The sequence below is a fragment of the uncultured Agrobacterium sp. genome (genome assembly GCA_913777615.1).
GTDB lineage: Bacteria > Pseudomonadota > Alphaproteobacteria > Rhizobiales > Rhizobiaceae > Agrobacterium.
In genome coordinates, this window is sequence record CAJYTK010000018.1 from 1 (window position 1) to 19,783 (window position 19,783).

Annotated in this window: 16 protein-coding genes; 4 read left to right on the plus strand and 12 right to left on the minus strand. The window is 56.4% G+C overall.

Going from position 1 to position 19,783, the window contains the following annotated elements; translation table 11 throughout:
- Positions 1-411: 411 nt before the first annotated feature.
- The 10 genes from QZ862_RS16645 to treZ form a co-directional block, all read right to left on the minus strand.
- Positions 412-1,506 carry an acyltransferase gene (locus tag QZ862_RS16645; RefSeq protein ID WP_296101051.1) on the minus strand — a complete coding sequence of 365 codons (1,095 nt, stop codon included), beginning with the start codon at positions 1,504-1,506 and terminating at the stop codon, positions 412-414.
- Positions 1,507-1,578: 72 nt separating this feature from the next.
- Positions 1,579-2,658, minus strand: coding sequence for a D-TA family PLP-dependent enzyme (locus tag QZ862_RS16650; RefSeq protein WP_296101052.1), 1,080 nt, complete (start codon positions 2,656-2,658; stop codon positions 1,579-1,581).
- A gap of 127 nt (positions 2,659-2,785) precedes the next feature.
- The gene (locus tag QZ862_RS16655; protein ID WP_296013842.1) at positions 2,786-3,202 is read right to left on the minus strand and encodes a carboxymuconolactone decarboxylase family protein; all 417 of its coding nucleotides are present in this window, start codon (positions 3,200-3,202) and stop codon (positions 2,786-2,788) included.
- The gene (locus QZ862_RS16660) at positions 3,132-3,566 is read right to left on the minus strand and encodes a MerR family transcriptional regulator (protein ID WP_296013844.1); all 435 of its coding nucleotides are present in this window, start codon (positions 3,564-3,566) and stop codon (positions 3,132-3,134) included. The genes QZ862_RS16655 and QZ862_RS16660 overlap by 71 nt, the downstream gene beginning before the upstream one ends.
- Positions 3,567-3,695: 129 nt before the next feature.
- The gene (locus tag QZ862_RS16665; protein WP_296013846.1) at positions 3,696-4,733 is read right to left on the minus strand and encodes an NAD(P)-dependent alcohol dehydrogenase; all 1,038 of its coding nucleotides are present in this window, start codon (positions 4,731-4,733) and stop codon (positions 3,696-3,698) included.
- A 148-nt stretch (positions 4,734-4,881) separates the two neighbouring features.
- On the minus strand, positions 4,882-5,658 hold the full coding sequence (gene rutD, locus QZ862_RS16670) for a pyrimidine utilization protein D (RefSeq protein ID WP_296101054.1): 777 nt from the start codon (positions 5,656-5,658) through the stop codon (positions 4,882-4,884).
- A 5-nt stretch (positions 5,659-5,663) separates the two neighbouring features.
- A complete protein-coding gene (rutC, locus tag QZ862_RS16675) occupies positions 5,664-6,053 on the minus strand; it encodes a pyrimidine utilization protein C (RefSeq protein WP_062423499.1) in 390 nt (129 codons plus the stop codon).
- An 18-nt stretch (positions 6,054-6,071) separates the two neighbouring features.
- Positions 6,072-6,809 (minus strand): pyrimidine utilization protein B, encoded by a 738-nt coding sequence (rutB, locus tag QZ862_RS16680; protein WP_296101055.1) that lies wholly within the window; start codon positions 6,807-6,809, stop codon positions 6,072-6,074.
- Positions 6,806-7,897 (minus strand): pyrimidine utilization protein A, encoded by a 1,092-nt coding sequence (gene rutA, locus QZ862_RS16685; protein ID WP_296101056.1) that lies wholly within the window; start codon positions 7,895-7,897, stop codon positions 6,806-6,808. The genes rutB and rutA overlap by 4 nt, the downstream gene beginning before the upstream one ends.
- Positions 7,898-8,268: 371 nt before the next feature.
- Positions 8,269-10,062 (minus strand): malto-oligosyltrehalose trehalohydrolase, encoded by a 1,794-nt coding sequence (gene treZ, locus QZ862_RS16690; RefSeq protein WP_296101057.1) that lies wholly within the window; start codon positions 10,060-10,062, stop codon positions 8,269-8,271.
- 241 nt (positions 10,063-10,303) lie between these two features.
- Between treZ and treY the strand changes: the two genes are divergently transcribed.
- From treY to QZ862_RS16705, 3 genes are all read left to right on the plus strand, one after another.
- Entirely contained in the window at positions 10,304-12,835 is a 2,532-nt protein-coding gene (treY, locus tag QZ862_RS16695) for a malto-oligosyltrehalose synthase (RefSeq protein ID WP_296101058.1), read from the plus strand.
- A gap of 202 nt (positions 12,836-13,037) precedes the next feature.
- Positions 13,038-14,237 carry an MFS transporter gene (locus tag QZ862_RS16700; protein WP_296013856.1) on the plus strand — a complete coding sequence of 400 codons (1,200 nt, stop codon included), beginning with the start codon at positions 13,038-13,040 and terminating at the stop codon, positions 14,235-14,237.
- Between the two features lie 273 nt (positions 14,238-14,510).
- Complete coding sequence (locus QZ862_RS16705; protein ID WP_296101059.1) at positions 14,511-15,305, plus strand: 2-keto-4-pentenoate hydratase; 795 nt, start codon at positions 14,511-14,513, stop codon at positions 15,303-15,305.
- 179 nt (positions 15,306-15,484) lie between these two features.
- On the opposite strand, the gene QZ862_RS16710 is transcribed toward QZ862_RS16705, so the two are convergent.
- Together QZ862_RS16710 and QZ862_RS16715 are read right to left on the minus strand one after the other, a co-directional pair.
- The gene (locus tag QZ862_RS16710) at positions 15,485-16,306 is read right to left on the minus strand and encodes a bifunctional allantoicase/(S)-ureidoglycine aminohydrolase (protein WP_296101061.1); all 822 of its coding nucleotides are present in this window, start codon (positions 16,304-16,306) and stop codon (positions 15,485-15,487) included.
- 125 nt (positions 16,307-16,431) lie between these two features.
- Positions 16,432-17,457 (minus strand): class I SAM-dependent methyltransferase, encoded by a 1,026-nt coding sequence (locus QZ862_RS16715; RefSeq protein ID WP_296101111.1) that lies wholly within the window; start codon positions 17,455-17,457, stop codon positions 16,432-16,434.
- A 332-nt stretch (positions 17,458-17,789) separates the two neighbouring features.
- Here QZ862_RS16715 and QZ862_RS16720 point away from each other — a divergent pair, with 332 nt between their 5' ends.
- The gene (locus QZ862_RS16720; RefSeq protein ID WP_296084489.1) at positions 17,790-19,772 is read left to right on the plus strand and encodes a GGDEF and EAL domain-containing protein; all 1,983 of its coding nucleotides are present in this window, start codon (positions 17,790-17,792) and stop codon (positions 19,770-19,772) included.
- Positions 19,773-19,783 lie beyond the last annotated feature (11 nt).

Consider the following 19,783-nt stretch of genomic DNA (forward strand, 5'->3'; position numbering starts at 1 on the left):
TCTCATAAAACGTGACCGTCAAAGTCTATTCCAGAAACCCCAGATTACTCCAGGATCCCGCAAGCCTCGCCGCCCACGTTTCTCTTTCTTCTCATATTCAATTGTCAAAAAACAGACACCAATCAAGCGTCAAAAAATCAAACCCCTCAAGCCACCTTCGACCCAAGAGCAACAAGCATTCGCTCATCTTTTCCGATTTTCTCTAGAACAAAGGACTTCGTCGCCAGCAGCGCCGCCGCCCTCGTCAGTGAGCGGACTTATAAGAGAACACCCCCAAACAAGTCAACAGACGTTTTTCATAAATCTGTCGTTTTTCCGTAAGTGCACGTAATTAATGGTGTTTTTCGAACTGTCAGGATGTTGGCGACCTTGGCCTGCCTCTCGTCGCTGTTGAACGAACCGCACAGCTCATCAGAAAGGCGTCGCATCCGCCATCTTTACACGTCGTTTCAAGCGCCTCTGCATCGGCTGGTCGAAGTATCGCGTTAGAACCCACGCAAAGACGGTCGCGAATGCAGTGAAGAGCAACCCCGCAGGGTAAGCGATCCATCCGGTTCCTGACCAAGGCATGAGGAAAGCAGCCCATGCAAGCAGCGGAATGTGGAGCACATAGAGACCATAGGATGCTGTGCCGAGAAATGAGGAGACCGCAGAAAGCCAGCCATCTGGCGCGATCTTGCTGGCAACCGTCAGCAGCACAGGCCAGACCAGGAGGACAACGAAGAGATCGAAGAAGGGGCGGACATCCTTGGTGATCGGAAGGAAGAGGATCAGACAAACCAGCGCCAGGCACAGAAGAGCCAGGTACTGATGAATGATCTGCGCACCGCTGTGATAGCGGTAGATCATCACGCCGACGAAGAAGGAAAAAAATACGCGGGCCATCCCGGCATACATTTCATGCCAGCGAAAACCTGCGTGCAATTTGCCGAATTCGATGGCGGCAATCACCAGACCCACAGCGGCGACTGAGATGATGATCGCCAACGCGCCGCTTTTCCAGCGCGCACCCCACCTTGCGTAGATGACGTTGGCCACAAGTTCATTGAACAGGGACCATGCGGGGCTTACCAGAAAGAGCGCACCGTTGAGCGTCAGGGTGAATGGCGCAGGCAGGAAGAGAATACTTGTAAGCAATGCGAAAGCCAGCTCACCGAGGCTGATCTTTCTGTGCAAGTCATCAATCGGGGTGGGCAGATCAAGCGCGTAGAGGCACACGAAGAAGGCGGCCATCATCGTCAGTGCGATGATATAAAGCGGGTAGAGTCTGTAGAAGCGGGCCTTCATGAAGGTGAAGGTGGAAACCTTGCCGGTGCGCAATCTTTCGCCGTAGGCATGCGCCAGAACGAAACCACTCAGGGCGAAGAACAGATCGACGGCGAGATAGCTGGATGCATCTGGACGTCCGAAAAAGAATTCGGCGTGACGGTGAACGATCGCGACCGCCGCGACGCCTCGAATCCCATCCAGTAAAACGAAGCGCTCGGGCTGAGGGGTGGTGATCATCAAAACTCACAGAGGTCAATCAGGCACGCAAACGCGTAAGCCGCTCTCCGGTTCATCTGGCTAATCAAAATTTCAGACAATGAGGCCGCGGGCCGCGACCGGCCAGACTTCCGGCTCAGACATCCCTTGGCTGATTACCGTCAAGCTATCGACCAGGTTGGTAACAACGCAGGCGTGGTTCGGGACAATACGAAGCTTATCGCCGACTTTGAGCCCGATCGCTCCCTCGGTCACGAGGCGCCCATGCTCCTCTGACAACTGATCGATGGTAATGTCCTCGCGGCCAAGCACATGGCCATAGCCAGTAAGCCCCAAAAGATCCGAAGTCAGCGCCTTCGAGCCGGCATCAATGATGGCGCGGTTTTCTGCCGGGACCGAAACAACGGTTGCAACCACGTTCAAGGCGCATTCGTCCCAGCCGCATACGCCGCGGCTTACAAGCGATCTGTCGTTATATACGTATGTCCCTGGGCGATATTCCGTCACGACTGGTGCCTTCGCCGCATGCATCATCGACGGTGTGCCGCCAGAGGTGATCACAGGAACCGCAATGCCTTTGTCTTCGATCAGTCGCTTGGCGTCTGTCATAAAGTTTTGGACATTCGCCTCGCCCGAAGGCGCTGGATAGGTCATCAACCCGCCGAATACCAAGCCCGGTGCTTGATCGATGATCGCAGCCAGTTCGGCGGCGGCTTCGGGCGTTGATACGCCGCAGCGATTCGCGCCGGTATCGCACTCGACCAGAACGTTCAGCGGTTCGGCGCCGTCAGCAAAGGCCTGCGACAGACCCTGGATAACGTCGGCACTATCGGCAACGACCGACAGGCGAACATTACCTGCCAGCGCGCGAAGTTGCTTCAATTTGGTAGATCCGAGAATGTTATAGGTGATGAGAACGTCCTTGATCGCATCGCTTCCAGCAACCATCGCCTCGGCTTCCGACACCTTCTGGCAGGTGATGCCGACCGCCCCGGCCGCAAGCTGCATTTCCGCAACAGCCGGCAGCTTGTGCGTTTTGATATGCGGCCTCACCTTCAGCCCGTGGGTATCGGCATAGTCCTGAAACCGGGAGATGTTCTCCTTGGCGATGTCAAGGTCCACGACAACGGCGGGCGTGTTGAGTGCGGCAATCTGCTGGTCGGATAAGGGCATGACATCCTCGAAGGCAACTCTGTTTGGGCGGCGGGACGCTATATCCCTTTTTCTCCCATTGCTACAGGAAGATGGAGAAATAGCGCCCGTAATCAGTCTACACCGAGCGGGCCTCGAACGCTTGTCGTCACGCCACCGCCGCCTCGCGCTCGGCAACCAAAGCAAACACATCCTTGGCGGCAAACAGACCATTCAACGCGGCTGGAAATCCGGCATAGACCGCCATCTGCATGATGATTTCGGTAATCTCGTCACGCGAGAGCCCGACATTCAGACCCGCTTCGATGTGCACCTTCAACTGTGGCGCGGCATTGCCCATGGCTGTCAGTGCGGCGATGGTTGCGATTTCCCTTGCCTTGGTATCGAGCCCGGGCCGGCTGTAAATGTCGCCGAAGGGAAACTCGAAGAGATAGGTCGCGAAGTCCGGTGCGATATCGGCGAGCGCCGCCATCACCTTTTCTCCGGCCTCCCCGTCAATCTCCGCGAGTGCGCGCTTGCCCCTTTCCAGGCGAGTTTCGTTTGGGATTTTGTGTGACTGCGTCATCATCCGTCATCCTCTGATTTTCGCCGGCATATCCGGCTATCTTCTGGTCGAGGACGAGGAGGCACTGCTGGAGTTCGGCAACCCGATCACGAACCTCGTCGCGATGCGCTTCCAGCATCGCCTGCCGTTCAGGCCCGGTAGCACCACCCTGCTTTCGCAAAGCGGCATAGCGCAGCATATCCCTGATCGGCATTCCGGTCGTTTTCAGCCTTCCGAGAAATTCGATCCAGACAAGAATGTCGGGATCGTAATCGCGTCTGCTCGAGCGGTCACGATCGGCATAGGGTAAAAGCCCGATCCGCTCGTAATAGCGGATCGTGTAGGCCGAAAGGCCAGAACGTTTTGCCAGTTCACCGATCTTCATGAGCACCTCTTCGTCACAACGCAGAGGAAGCTACAAGTTAGAGCGCACTCTAGGTCAATAGCTGAACGGACCTTTAGAGCAAAATAGCTGAAAGGATGCCAAAAGGGTTTGCCTGCGTCATCGCCATCATCATTGCGGCATGAGGATTTGCAGCTTCACATCGGTTTCGCGGGCTTCCACCGCGCGGTCGAAACCGGAGATGCTGTCGTCGAAGGGGATGGTGGCTGAGATCAGCGGCTTCAGATCGACCTTGCCGGAACCGATCAGCGCGAGCGCCCGGTCATAGACGTTGGCGTAACGGAAGACAGTCTCGACACGCAGTTCCTTGGCCTGCAATCCCACGATATCCACCGGCACCGGATCGACCGGCATGCCGACAAGCACGACGGCACCGCCAGGACGCGCGAGCTTCGCCATCCCGAGAATGGCAGGAGCCGCACCAGAGCATTCAAATACGATATCGCAGCCCCAACCGTCCGTCGCTTTAGAGACTGCATCCGGCAGGGATGTCTCGCGGATATTCACCGTCTCGATACCATCGTAGGCGCCGATGATATCAAGTTTGGGCTGAGCGAGATCGGCAACAATGACCTTGGCGCAACCGCCTGCAAGTGCTGCAAGCGCAACCATCATACCAATCGGACCCGCCCCCGTGACGACCGCTACATCGCCCGGCTGAATCCGTGCCCGAAGCGCTGCCTGCATGCCAATGGCGAAGGGCTCGACCATGGCGCCTTCGCCGAAGGAAACATTATCGGGCAGTTTGTAAGTAAAGGCGGCCGGATGGATAACTTCCGGCGTCAGGCAACCGTGGACCGGCGGCGTTGCCCAGAAGGTCACAGCCGGATCGACATTGTAAATGCCGAGTTTGGCCGCACGTGACGTAGGGTCGGGAATGCCGGGCTCCATGCAGACGCGGTCTCCGACTTTGAGATGCGTGACGTCTGAGCCAACCTCGCAGATAGTGCCGGCCGCCTCGTGGCCGAGCACCATCGGCGCGTTGACGACGAAATGACCGATCTTTCCATGGGTGTAATAATGCACGTCCGAACCGCAAATGCCGATGGTGTGGGTGCGGATTTTCACATCTTTCGGACCGAGTGTAGCGGGAATGTCGAAATCGCGAAGCGACAGCTTTCCCTTTTCCTCCAGAACCAGCGCCTTCATAGTTTCCTCCTTAAACATCCAAGATGTGACACACGTCTATGAGAAGGTGATGAAACGTCAGGCTGCGGAAAGCAACCCCTTCATTGCACCATGATTCTTTTCGGGAGACGAGTGTTTCTGCTGGCCGCGACAGTGTCCAGGCAGAGCCTTAGGCGGGTAGTAAAAAATGCAGCACAGCGGTGTTGAAAGCGTCTGGCGCCGTGACGTTGATGGCGTGACCACCAAAGTCAACGAGCTGCAACTGACTGTTTGGCAAACCCTCTGCGAGACGTATCGACCGTGTGTAGGGAACCAGAAGATCATCGCGCGTGGCAATAACCAACGTTTCTACCTCTACATCTTGCAGGCGGAGATCGATGTCGAAAGCGCGCAACGCTGCGATACGGCGCAGGATATTGGCGCGGCCCTGAAAATGCTCGATCGCGTGTCGCTCCTCGGTTTCCAGCCGTTCGGCATTCTCCGACATCCACACCGCCGGATAAAGGAACAGAGGCTGTGCCTTGACGAAGGCCGTAACGCCCGATTTTTCCAGAAGCTCGATGCGTACGTCAAAGCAACGTCCGGAATGCGGATCGGCCTTGCTCCAAGCGTTGATCAAAACGAGCTTCCCAATTATCCCAGGCTTGCGAAGGGCGATATCAAGGCCGATCAGGCCGCCCAAGGCATGCCCCATGAAATCGAAGCGAGTGAGCCCCAGTTCCTCTGCAATCTCCAGCACGTCATCGGTCATGGCTGCGATCCCGCCATCATCTGGCACTTCGCCTCCGGTTCGCCCACAACCGCGATGATCGTAGGTGACGACCCGATAGTCGTTCGATAGCGCCGCAAGCTGCGGTGCCCAGTAGCTTGCGGAACCGCCGAGGCCCGACGACAGGATAATCGTCGGGGCGTCGGCATCCTGTCTTCCGTGCCAATCGAAGTGCATCGCGTTTACGGCTTGCCGATATGAGCGACGGTTGCGATTTCAACCAAGGCGTCCGGCTTCACCAGACCGCATTGAATGCAGTAGCGGGCTGGCTTATCGCCCGGAAAATACTCGGCATAGACGGCATTGACCGCCTGATAATTGGCCCAGTCGGTGATGAAGATGTGGTTCATCGTTACGTCTTCCATCGTGCCGCCCGCGGTCTCGATCACAGACTTGATTGTCTCCAGCACGTGGCGGGTCTGGGCGCTTGCATCACCCACATGGACGACGTCGTTGTTCTTGTCGAATGGCAGCGTTCCAGACACGTACACAATCCCATCCGCCAGCGTACCGGGAGAAAAGGGTGCGATTGGCTTCGATGTGCCTTCGGGAACGATGATCTTTTTCGGCATGAGATGGTCCTTCTTCCTTCAGGAATTGGCAGGTGCGGCTTGGCTAATGGCACCGCAGAAATCATTGACGGTCGCCACCCATCCGAAAAACTTTTCGACGTTGTAGACGGTCGCCTGTTGAATGAAATCCGGGCCGAGGTGATGGGTGGCGTCTTCAAGCATGACGCCGAAATATTCCAGATGGAAGGCGTCGCGAAGCGAGCTTTCGACGCAGACATTCGTGGCGATGCCGACGAAGACGAGGTTGCGGATCCCTCGGGCGCGCAGGATGCTGTCCATCTGGGTGTTGAAAAATCCGCTATAGCGGGTCTTGGGCACCAGAATATCGCCGGGCTTCGGCTCAAGCTCGTCGACGATTGCGTAATCCCAGGTGCCTTTTGCAAGCAGCTTGCCCTGCGCGTCCGGATTGGCGCGCATATATTTCAGCGCGTTGGATTTATGCCAGTTCGGCGAACCCGGACCGCCAGCCTCGACATAATCCTTGTCCCAACCATTTTGGAAATAAACCACCTGGACACCGGCAGTACGTGCCGCATCCAGCGTCTTGCGGATATTGTCGATGGTGCCTTTGGCGCCGGAAATGTCGAAGCCCGCAAGATCGACGTAGCCGCCTTCTGTGGAGTAGGCATTCTGCATATCGACGACGACGACGGCGGTTTCTTCGGGCTTCAGCGTGATCGGCTCTGGTCGCGCCGGCAATGTCACGCTTTTGCTGTGAACGGCGGGCGCTTGATATCCTGTTGTCATGGTGCTCATTCTGCCGCCTCAAGAAGGGGCTTGATGTGTTTACGGCACGCCATCAGTGGCTGGATCTTGGTGCCGAAATCTTCGACGCCTTTGACGAAATCATCGAAAGTCAACAGCACACCGCCCGTTCCAGGCACAGTCGGAACCTCATCCAGAAGCCGTGCCACGGTTTCATAGGAGCCGACGAGCGTTCCCATATTGATATTGACGGCGGAAACGGGGTCGGCCATCTGCCGCACATTGGTGTCCGAGCCGGATTTCGTGTCGGCCGCACCCTGCACGCCAAGCCATTTGATGGCCTCCTGGTCGGCACCGGCCTTATAATGCTCCCACTTGGCGCGTGCAGCCTCGTCCGTTTCATCCGCGATGACCATGAAGAGAACGAAGGATGAAACGTCGCGTCCGGTCTTCGCGGTCGCTTCCCTCAGTCTCTCGGCGGCGGGCGCAAATGCGGTCGGCGTGTTGATGCCAACACCGAAACAAAAATTGTAATCGGCATATTTCGCCGAGAACTCCATGCCGGCATTGGACGAACCCGCACAGATGACCTTCATATCAGCCTGCGGCTGCGGCGAGAGGCGGCAATCGTCCATCTGAAAGAAATCGCCCTTGAAGTCGCTCTGCCCCTTTTCCCACAATTCGCGCAGGATCGTGGCGTATTCAGCAAGATAGGCGTAGCGCTTGCCGAAATACTCGTCGCCCGGCCACATTCCCATCTGCGAATATTCCGGCCGTTGCCATCCGGTGACGAGGTTGATGCCGAAGCGTCCGTTGGAAATGCTGTCTATCGTGGATGCCATTCTCGCGACGATGGGCGGCGGCATGACGAGCGAGGCGGCTGTGGCAAAAAGCTTGATGCGTGTGGTGACGGCGGCGAGGCCTGCCATCAGCGTGAAGGACTCCAGATTATGATCCCAGAACTCGGTCTTCCCCCCAAAGCCGCGAAGCTTGATCATCGACAAGGCGAAATCGAAACCGTATTTCTCAGCCTTGAGGGTAATCTCTTTATTCAGCTCGAAGCTCGGCTTGTACTGCGGCGCGTTCTCCGACAACAGCCAGCCATTATTTCCAATCGGGATAAAGACTCCAACTTCCATGAATATGCCTTTCTTCGAACGGTACCGATAATGCTCTGTGACTTGCATACCGAGGCGGCCATTGCTGCAAAACAGCTTCAAGCCTCGGCGGATCGACTATTTCGACGGCAGTTTGTTTTTGAGTCTTATCATCCCTCTCGCGCTGAAATCGATCAAAAAAATAGCGGTCCGATCGTTTGCTCGCGAAATAAGCAAATCGATCGGAAGGGATGCTCACCCGACTGAACGCAAAGATCAACTAAAAATTTTGCAAGCTTGCGTAACGGGATTATCGCTTGCAAGACAGACGCGTTCGACGCAGGAGAGACTGCCGTTTCTCGTCGTCGATGCTGGCGAGGATGGGCAGGCAAAGCTGCAGCCTGCCTTCATCATCAAGCTGGATGGAAGCTCCAGCGGACCGCCCATGGCGATATGGCCCCGGCATCTACGGAGCCAAGACTGAAAAGCGTCTCGCCTGCTGCTACCTCGGCTTCCCTCGTACCGCTCTTTCCAGAAAGATTGGCAATCAGGCGCAGCCTTGCTCCAGCCCGCATTCCCCACTCCGCGGTAACAACGCCATCGCTGACATCGTAGCTCGTCGTCTCTGGAACAATATCCTTCAGCAATGGTATGGTGCGCCTTTTGCGTAGCTCGAGAAGCGTTTGGTAGAAGCTGAGCAAGTTGCGACCCTCAGCATCTTCGCGCTTCGCCCAGTCGAGCTTGCTGGCTATAAAAGTCTCTCTCGCAGTGGGATCAGGCAGATCATCGCCATCGAAGCCCGGCAGACGAGACAGCTCTTCGCGGCGACCATCCCTCACTTTTTGGTTCAAGTCTTCGTTGAAGTCGCAGAAGTAGCGGAAGGGATCGCGCGAACCCCACTCCTCGCCCATGAACAACATGGGGATTTGCGGCGCGAGCAGATAGATTGCGGTGATCGCTTTCAATGACGCTTGCGGAGCATATGCTTGCATTCTGTCGCCAAGCGCCCGGTTGCCGATCTGATCATGATTTTGAATAAAGGAGATGAAGGCCGTCGGCGGAAGATGAGCGCTCGGCTTGCCCCGCTCCTCGTCACGATAGGGCATATGCTCGCCCTGGAATGCAAAGCCCTCGGCAAGAGCGCGGCCAACCTTGTCATCGTCGCCGGAATAGGCCTTGTAATAACCGAAGGTTTCACCCGTCGCTGCGATGTGAAGCACGTGGTGAATGTCGTCGTTCCACTGCGCCGTAAAGCGCTCCGGGCGGCCCTGTCGATCCCGGCTGAGCAGATCGCTGTCATTGTCTTCGTTTTCGACAATGAGGTGGATATGGCGGTCGGGTGCTGCAGCGAGGACACGACGCGCTAGCTCTGTCAGCAGGTGTTCGTCGTTGTCATCGACGATCGCATGCACTGCATCCAGGCGTAAGCCGTCGAAGCGGAACTGCGTGATCCAGTAGATGGCGTTTTGAATGATGAATTCACGTATATGCTCGGATTGTTCGTCATCGTAATTTACTCCCTGCCCCCAAGGGTTCTCATGACGCGCGGAAAAAAGCGGCGCGTAGTTGGGCATGTAATTGCCCTCCGGGCCAAAGTGATTATAGACGACATCCAGGAAGACACAGAGCCCGCGCTCATGGGCGGCATCGATAAGCGCCATCAGGTCTTCGGGTCGTCCGTAGCTGCTGTCCGGAGCATAGGGCATTACGCCATCATAACCCCAATTGTAGCCGCCCGGAAAATCTGCGACGGGCATGATCTGGATTGCCGTCACTCCCAGATCACGCAGGTGATCGAGGTGCGCTATCGCTCCCTGGAAATTTCCCTCATCGCTAAAGGTGCCGACGTGGAGTTCGTATATGATCATCTCCTCCCACGGCCGGCCCCGCCACTCCTCACTGTTCCCCCCATAGGCTGAGAGATCGACGACCTCGCTTGGGCCATGCACATCACGCGGCTGGTAACGCGATGCGGGGTCAGGAACTTCCAGTCCATCCGGCATCATAAAGCTGTAGCGAACGGTCTTTCCCGTTTTCGGCTTGCGCAGGCGATGCCAGCCGTCCTCGTCACGTTTCATCACTTCCGGCGCCTGACCTTCTATACAGAGAAGCACTTTGTCCTGCAGCGGCGCCCATAGGCGAAACTCGATGTCTTGATCGGAAATGGCTGGACCGAAGTCGAATGTGTGAACCACCGGAAACCTCATGAAAAAGTGTGCAATGCAACGAACATTCGCGGATGCGAAAAGTTCACGAGCAGCCACGAAAATCCGCAGCGACGTTTCTGCCCCGGGGAAAGCGCAATGACGTGTGGAACCACTCTAGCTCACATGCAGTTTGCGCAACGCTCTCAAGACGCCATCATGTTCGGACCCATGATGTCATCTATCGGTCCTTCGCCCAGATTCAACAGGCCAGCTTTTCCGGCCAACTCGACGGGATTGTCGTATGAAATTTCCGACCGCCACCTATCGCCTGCAGTTCCGCAACGGTATGACTTTCGACAGGGCACGCGACCTCGTTCCTTACCTCAAGCAACTCGGGATCAGTCATCTTTACGCGTCGCCGATTTTTACCGCGACGTCTCAGTCCACGCATGGCTATGACGTCACCGACGCAAACGAAATCGATCCCGCGATTGGCGGTCGTGCGGGATTCGAGCGCATGGTAGCGGCACTGAAAGAGGCCGGGCTTGGCCTCATTCTGGATATCGTGCCCAACCATATGGCCGCGTCGCTCGAAACGCCCTGGTGGAAGGACGTCATCGAGCATGGCAAGGAAAGCCGTTACGCACACCATTTCGATATCGACTGGTCCAGACGTTTAACGTTGCCTGTTCTCGGCGACGACTTCGAGGCGGTGCTCGAGGCAGGCGATCTCGCCATCAAGCCCGATCCTGAGACAGGCAAGCCCGCCTTTGCATATTTCGATGCCTTCTATCCGCTGAACCCCTCGACATATGACGGGCGCGGTACGGAGATTTTGGAAACGTCGGATAAGGCTGCGCTGGCGCAACTGCATGACCAACAGCCCTACCGACTGATGTCGTGGCGCGATGCCGCGCACGACCTGTCATATCGACGCTTTTTCGAGGTGACGGGACTTGCTGGCGTTCGGGTCGAAGACGAGGCCATCTTCGAAGACAGTCATCGTTTGATTCTGGAATTGGTGCGTGACGGGGCATTACAAGGCCTTCGCATCGACCACATCGACGGTCTGGCAGACCCTAAAGGTTATCTCGACAGGTTACATCGGGCTGCCGGACAGGACTGTTATATCGTGGTGGAAAAGATCCTGGGCGCAAGCGAGCAGCTTCCTGCCGATTGGCCGGTGTCCGGCACGACCGGCTACGAGTTCATCGCCGCCCTCAGCAATGCCTTGGTCGATGGACAGAAAATTGAAGCCCTGCAATCTGCCTATCAAGACCTTATGGAAGAACATCCCGACGCGAAGGCGCAGCTGCGCGCGGCAAAGCTCTTGATGACCGGCAGAAATTTCGAGGGTGAGGTGTCGGTGCTCGTAGGCTTGGCAGCCAAAATCGCCGAGGACGCCGGATGCCCACTACCTGAAAGCGACCTGAAGGCTGCACTCAGCGAAATCCTGATCGCCTTCCCAGTCTACCGCACTTACGGAACTCCCGAGGGTATGCGCGCGGATGACAAGGCCCTTCTGGACCATGTCATCGAAACTATCACGGGCTCTGATCACACAGTGTCAACCGAGGCGCTTGCCTTGATTACCGGCATCCTCAAAGGCGATGTTCCCAATTCTTCGATGCAGGGCTCGGTCACTTTCCGCACCAAGTTCCAGCAGTTGACCGGGCCGATCATGGCAAAGTCGGTCGAGGATACACTGTTTTTCCGCAACAACATGCTGCTCGGGTTGAACGAGGTGGGCGCCGAACCGATACGACCGGATTTTTCCCTCGATCACTTTCATCGGGAGATGCAGGTGCGCAAAGAGCGCCAGCCGTTGGGTATTTCCGGGACGTCCACGCACGACACGAAACGCGGGGAAGATGCCAGAGCGCGCCTCTATGCCATTTCGGAGGCTCCTCACATCTGGAGTGAAGCTGTCGCAGACTGGCGCGCAATCAATTCCAAAGCCGTTCGCGAACTTCCGGACGGTCCGGCCCCGGAGCCGGAAGTGGAATGGATGATCTACCAGGCACTCGCCGGCGTGCTCTCGCCGAATTTCAACACACAGGACGAAAAGGCGGTCGAGGAACTGAAAAAGCGCTTCCTGACCTATCTTGAAAAGGCGCTGCGCGAAGCCAAACTGAGGACCGATTGGGGGGATTCCCGCGAGGAGTATGAGGAAGCGGTTCTTGGCTACGCATCGCACCTCTTCTCTTCCGACAACAAAGATTTCCTTGGATACTTCAAGAAGACGATCAAACCGTTCCTGGAGGCCGGGCTTGCCAACAGCCTTGCCCAGACGATCATCAAACTTATGGCGCCTGGCATCCCGGATATCTATCAGGGAAGCGAGGGGTTCGATTTCAGTCTGGTCGATCCGGACAATCGGCGCGAGCCGGATTATGAAACCCTGTCGAAACGACTGGCAACAGCCCAAAAGCCGGACGCAGACGATATCTCTGTCTGGCACGATGGTTCGCTCAAGCAGTATGTCACAGCCACATTGCTGGACCTTCGTCAATCGACGCCCGATCTCTTCAATGAAGGTGACTATCTGCCAGTAAAGCCACAAGGTTCATCGGCAGCGCATGTGATCGCCTTTGCGCGGATGCATGCCGATGAGGCGGTCCTTGTCGTCCTTGCGCGCTTCACGCTTGACCGTGACGGCGTCCAAGTTCTCCCACCAAGGCTGGCCGAAGTGACGCTTGAGATGCCGAACGGGCTGCGAGACAGACGCCTCCATGATGTTTGGACGGGCGAGGAAATTGAAACGAGTGACGTTCTAGACCTAGCCGGCGCGGATAAGGCTTACCCATTTCTCGTCCTGAAGACGCTCCGGTAAACCACGCCAACGTCCTGCTCATTTCACGGCTCCGGCCCATTCGGGCCTGAGCCGCTCGCTCTCCAGTACCTCATTGCAGCAAAAACGACCGAAATTCTTATTTTGCTAAAATACTCAAAATCGGGGAATTCGACCTTGATCACAAACGGTTGAGCTCTCAGAAGGGATGGACGCGTGCAAACGCGTATGAGGAGATCCCCCAATGGCCAGAGTGACCAGTCCCGGCTTCACCCCCGAAGTCACCACATTTTCCATCATCGCAGCTGCAAGTTTCTGCCATATGCTGAACGACATCATGCAGTCGCTGCTGACCTCGCTTTATCCGCTCCTGAAAGCCAATTACGCGCTCGACTTCGGACAGATCGGGCTCCTGACATTCGCCTTCCAGGTGACGGCGTCGCTATTGCAACCGGCTGTCGGCGTTGCGACCGATAAGTGGCCCATGCCGTTTTCGCTTCCCGCAGCGATGCTCTCTACCTGTACCGGCCTGATCACGCTCGCCTATGCCCATAGTTTCCCCATACTGGTCCTCGGCGCCTGCCTCATCGGCGTAGGATCGGCGATCTTTCATCCCGAAGCATCCCGCGTCGCGCGGGTGGCGTCCGGCGGACGCCATGGTCTGGCGCAGTCTTTCTTCCAGGTGGGCGGGAATACAGGTACGGCAATCGGACCGCTGCTGGCAGCTTTCATCGTCATCCCGAGAGGACAAGAGGTTCTCAGTTGGTTCTCGATTATCGCCTTGACCGGCTTCGTCATCCTCTCATGGGTCAGCGTCTGGTATAGTCGTCACAGGCGAAGTGCGGCCGGCAAACGCCCGGTCAGCCGTGAATTGCCCCTACCGCGAAACAAGGTGCTGATGACACTTGCCGTGCTTGTTGTTTTGACCGCGACAAAGAACGCGTATCTCGCCAGTATTTCGAGCTACTTCACCTTCTTCACCATCGAAAAGTTCGGCCTGACGGTGCAGAATGCGCAAATTCTGCTTTTCCTTTTCCTCGGCGCTTCTGCGGCAGGCGTCTTCTTCGGTGGGCCGATCGGAGATCGCTTCGGCTCGCGTGTCGTGATCTGGTTCTCGATCCTCGGCGTCATCCCGTTCGCGCTTATCCTGCCCTATGCCAACCTTTTCTGGACGGCGGTTCTGGTGGTCGTGATCGGCTTCATCTTCTCGTCCGCCTTCTCCGCCATCGTGGTGTTTGCGCAGGAATTGGTGCCAGGGCGTGTCGGACTGATCGCCGGCATGTTTTTCGGCTTCGCTTTCGGTTTTGGTGGCATCGGTGCGGCGGTTCTCGGCGTGTTTGCCGATCGTCAGGGCATCGAGTTTGTCTACCACGTCTGCTCGTACCTGCCGCTGTTGGGCCTGCTGACGGTCCTCTTGCCGAAACTGCCTGGCCGCCGCATCTGAAAGAAAGACGCGTCCGATCATCCAAGAGGGGAAGGCGGAAGCTTTCCCCTTTTCTTCTTCCCGATGCTTGTAACCATCAAGCAGCGCGGTTTCACAATAAAACCAAATCGCTATCTCGAGTTTCATGCGTATGCCGGCGTAAAACTCGCGCGATTTCATGGTTAATATTGTGTTGAAGACCTGTTTTTGTTTGTTTGCCTCCTTGCCGTTCCCTTGTCAGTGCAGGATTTGCCTGCAATGAAGCTGTAGGGGCCTGACTATGCGGGGACATGGATGACGACAATCACGGAAGCGAATATCAGGCTCGGCATGATTCTGGCTGACGCTGAAGCACGGCAGTCGTCCGTCAGCTCCGAGAGGCTGGAGAGCAGAGACCTCTTGCCATCGAACACTGACGCCGCCATGGCGGTCCAGGCACTCGCAGTCGGGACGATCGGCAAGGAGGTTGCCGGCTGGAAGCTTGGCTCCAACAACAGCCGTCCGGTCGCCGCTCCCCTGCTCGATCTTTATGACGAGGTCAAGGACAGCATGCTCGCCATGCCGAAGCCTGGCGCGCTGGGCGTGGAAATCGAAATCTGCTTCGTTCTGGCCGATGATCTGCCTGCTCTGCCAATCGGCAAAACCTACACGCGCGAAACGATCCTGAAAGCTGTGTCTTCCGTCCATATTGGCGCAGAGCTTGTCAGCTATCGCCTGACTGAAGAAAACAGGGTGCCGTTCCCCCTGTTTCTGGCCGACCGGCTCGGGAACCATTCCTTCGTCATGGGACCGCCGATCGATTCATCCCTGGTAGACGCTTTTGCCAGACAGGATTTGGGATTGCCGCCACTGATCGTTGAAACGGAGGAGGATGTCCTTTTCGCCGCCGTGCCAACTCATCCGCAGACCGATCCGCTGGCACCTCTTGTCGCTTACGCCAATGCGCCGAACGACCATCTGGGCGGTCTCAAGCGCGGCCAGGTCGTGACCACCGGCAGTCTCTGCGGCATGATCCGTCTGGGAGGCGCCACGCAGGTGAAAGCCAGATGGGACACGATCGCGAAAATGGAAATTCAGCTCACCCCATGATTGGCTGATCCCATGGAGGGATCAGCCTCGCTTTCGAAACAGGCTTGGTTTTGAAGCGTGTCGCGATCTTTCAGATTCGCTTCCTCACGCTTTAAGTCCTCGTTTCGTCGCATGTCGAGATCGTAAAACCGTACAACATTTTTGAGCGGGCCAAGCTTTAGCAGCCGTGCGTCTTGAGCCTACCACAGCTTCACGTGGCGGTTGACATCCTTGTAAAGAAGGTAGCGGAAACGTCCAGGCCCGCCAGCATAACACGCCTGAGGGCAAAATGCGCGCAGCCACATGAAATCGCCCGCCTCGACTTCGACCCAATCCTTGTTGAGCCGGTAGACGGCCTTGCCTTCCAAAACGAAAAGACCATGCTCCATCACATGGGTTTCCATGAAGGGAATGATGGCGCCCGGTTCGAAGGTAACGATGTTGAGATGCATGTCGTAGCGGCCATCAGCCGGATCGATGAAACGTGTCGTTGCCCACTTACCCTCCGTATCGGGCATCGCTGACATCTCATGCTCATCCTCATGGGTGAAAATGGCAGGAGGCAATTCAAGGCCTTCGACCTTGTCAAACACCTTGCGCACCCAATGAAACTTTGCGGCGACCTCGCCCGTCGCCCGCAGCGACCACTTGCTTCCCGCGGGGATATAGGCAAACGAACCGGATCGCAGCTCGTGGTCTTCGCCTTGAAGCGTGATGGTCATTTCGCCCTCGACCACGAAGATCGCAGCCTGTGCGCGTGCGTCTGGCTCAGGCCTCTCGCTGCCTCCGCCCGGCTGCACTTCCATGATATACTGCGCGAATGTCTCCGAAAATCCGGTCATAGGACGCGAGATAATCCAGGCGCGCGTCTCGCTCCAGTGGGGCAGCACGCTGGTGACGATATCGGACATGACCCGTTTTGGAATGACCGCATAGGCTTCAGTAAAGACCGCCTTGCTGGACAGCAGCTCGGTCTGCCCTGGCAGACCGCCAAAATCGGAGTAGTAACGCTTCTTGTCCATTATGCACCCCACATCGGCAAATTGAAATCAGGCGAGAAGCTTTAAAACGTTTCGCGGATGGTGGGAATCCACCACGAGCGGAAAACATGGTGTCCCCACATCTTCCGCACCGAGGCAAGGACAGCTTATCGTTTCCTGATGATGCCATAAACGATGTTCCGGTTCTGACCGTAAAATACCTCGCTATCGCCTGCCGATGGGGAAACGCTGGCGTTGATGATCCTCCACATATCCGCGCTGTTGCGAAGGAGAAGCGCCCAGTTCATGAAGGACTCCATATAGCCGTCCACTGCGATCTCTTCTGCAAAGTTTGCAAAGAGGAAGGTGCCCCCGGGCTTTAACATATCGAGGCATCGTTTTGTCAGCTTGATGGCGACCTTCTCCGTCAAGTAGTCGTAGAGCCCTGCGGCGTAAACGAAGTCGAAGCATCCGAGGTCGTGCGAGCGCAACAGAATGTCCTTGACCGATCCGTCGACCGCTTCCACGCAGGAGCCTGCAAAGTCACGCGCAATGGAACCGACGCTCAACGGGTCCTGATCGAGGGCGACCCAACGCTTGATCCGCTTTTCCGCTAGTGCCCTTGAGCCGTTCGCCTCCCGTAGATGGCCAGCAGCAATTGTCAGTATCTCCGTTTCAGGCGCATGTTTTTCCGCGACCTCATCCACATAGCGCGTGAGGATGTCACGCCGCTCCCTTACGGCAACGGAGGACGAGGCATTGCGTGTATAATCGTAAAGGGCAGCGCCAAGGGGAGATGCGCTGGCGATGTGGTCGGCCACACTTTCATGCCCGTAGATGAAATCGAGAAGTTGCGCGTCTCCTGAGTAGCCGCGAGGCTTATCGAAGGACCACCGGGTAAAGGGATCTTCCAGAAAGCAATCGGCGACGGGGTGCTTCTGGATGATGGGCAGAAGGCTTGACCACACTCTATAGTCGTAATTTCTGCGTAATTGATGAAGCCTATCTGCAACCGCGTGTATTATCGTGGCAGGAGCGGTTCCGCCAAGAAACTGTTGTTGTGCCAGGTTGAGAATAAGTGCCACTTCTGCTTCTGCAACGGAAAGATCCCGGAGCAAATGACTACTATTTTGCGTCAGCAATTCCTTATATACTGCATCCGGCGTGACCAAGCTTTGTCCGTCCAACGACATGCCATTGTTGCGAGCCACCAGCTATTCCCCTTCCAAACTATTGTTAAAACAGAATAATTTATCAAAATGCCCGCTCGGCACGGATGATTGACGATCCAGGCAAGAGGAACTCGTTTCTAGGCCTTAACCATTAATGTATGACTAATGACTAAAATTAGATTGTTAGGATTCAAAGAAAGTTAATCGGAATGCGGGTAGGCTTATAAAGCTAGTACATCTCCTTCTCTGGCTGAGAATGGAGCGTAGCGCAGGTCGCGATGCTGATAGAGAATAGTATTATAGGGGCAAGAATGATCACTTGCCCAAAAACAATGCAACTTTTAGGAATGTGCATGAAGCACAGTTTGGCACAGGGTTTCGAGCCCGACCTGCAGACGGATGCATCTCGCAATCGGTCCGATGCGGCTGTGCGGCAACAATTCTTTGCCGATACGGACGTCACACGCCGGCGAGCGATACGGCGGGGTCTTTGGGTTGCCGTTCTCATATATCTGCTGTTCTCGCTGACCGATATTCTGCTCGTTCCTGACGTTTCCATCCACACGACATTTGCGCGCTTCGTCGTCGGCATCGCTGCCCTATTGGCACTTGAATTGCAGGTCAGGGCGGGAACGAGAGCGGACTTCATGGACCTTACCTGCGCCGTGGCACTGGTATGCGGCTATCTCGGCTGGCTGTTGCCAGCCATGATGACGAGCTACGCCACCAACATGTCCTACTACATGGTATTCGGCGCCATCTTCATGATGGGCGCGAACCTGTTCTTCACGTTCAATTTTGCTCTCTCTCTGGTGGCGTCCGGTGTGGTGCTGTGCATCTACTTCGGCGCCTTGAATTATCTGCATGAAGATATTTACTACCGGATCGCTTTCGGTACGTTCTATCTCGCCTGCTTCAGCTTTACCTCTTACGTCAATTGGCGCCTCAATCGCGAGCGCGCACGCGTTCTCCTCAGCGCTGTCGAGGCAAAAATTCGTCAGCGTGAAGCGGAAGAGCGGGGAGAAGCACTGTTAAGGCTTTCCAATACCGACCCGATGACGGGCGTTGCAAACCGCCGCGCCGTCGATGCGCAGCTGCGTCTCCTCTGGAGCGACTGGACAACGTCGAAGCGAAACTTCGCAGTTTTCCTGATCGACGTCGATTTCTTCAAAAAGTATAACGACTACTATGGCCACCAGGAGGGAGATCGTTGTCTCGTTCAGGTAGCTCGTGCCCTTCAACTGGCGGTCAGCGATCGCGATGCGTTGATAGGGCGTTACGGTGGCGAAGAGTTCATTGCACTGCTGCGCTTCAACACGCGACAGGAAGTGGATAAGGTTGCGGAGATGATTCGTCGCGCGGTGGAGGATCTTTGCCTCGCTCACGAACGGCGTCGAGACGGCACCTCCGTCATCACCGTCAGTGTTGGCGTGTCCTTCACACGTCCAGCTCCCGAGCATAAATTGGAACGCTTGATCTATGAGGCAGACCGGGCGCTCTATCTCGCCAAGGAAAGCGGGCGCAACAGGATCAAGCTGTTCGACCCTGACGATCCGCTGACGAGCGACGACACCGAAAATGTTGCGGCCCTTCTGGATATCGCCATTCAGCAGAACCTCGTTTCACTCGTCTACCAGCCGATCCGAAGCCTCGCCAACGATCGCGTCCAGGCGGCAGAAGCATTGATGCGCCTGCGGCTGCTGGACGGAACACTGGTTCCGCCCAGTATCTTCATTCCCATCGCTGAGCGGATAGGCAAGATAACCGATCTCGGCCTCTGGGCAATCCGTACGGCCTGCCAGCAGATGCTACAAACCGGCAAGGTTCAGGTCGTCAGCGTCAACGTGTCACCCATCCAACTGAAACGGCCGGGCTTTGCCACGTCGGTGGCTGCCATTCTAGGCGAGCTTGGCATTGGAGGCGGACAACTCGCGCTGGAAATCACCGAAGGCCTGGAGATGGACATGGATTCCGATGTCCTGCGCTGTATCAGCGATCTGAGAATGCTCGGCATCAAGATATGGCTGGACGACTTCGGCACCGGTTTTGCGGGGCTCTCCTGGCTGCGACTGATCGAATTCGATACCGTCAAGATCGACAAGTCATTTCTGCATGACGGCACGAGTCTGCGCGGCAAAGCCATGCTCAAGGATATTATCGGCCTGATCCGCAACCGCGGCCCAAAGATCCTCGTCGAGGGCGTCGAAACAGTCGAACAACTTCACTTGATGCAGCAATTCAAGATCGATCATGTGCAAGGCTATTTCGTCGGTCGCCCGGTTTCCGCCGAGGCGTTCGAGGTATCGAGAGCGAACGGCGTAAAGGGCATGCGCTGAAGTATCCGCGT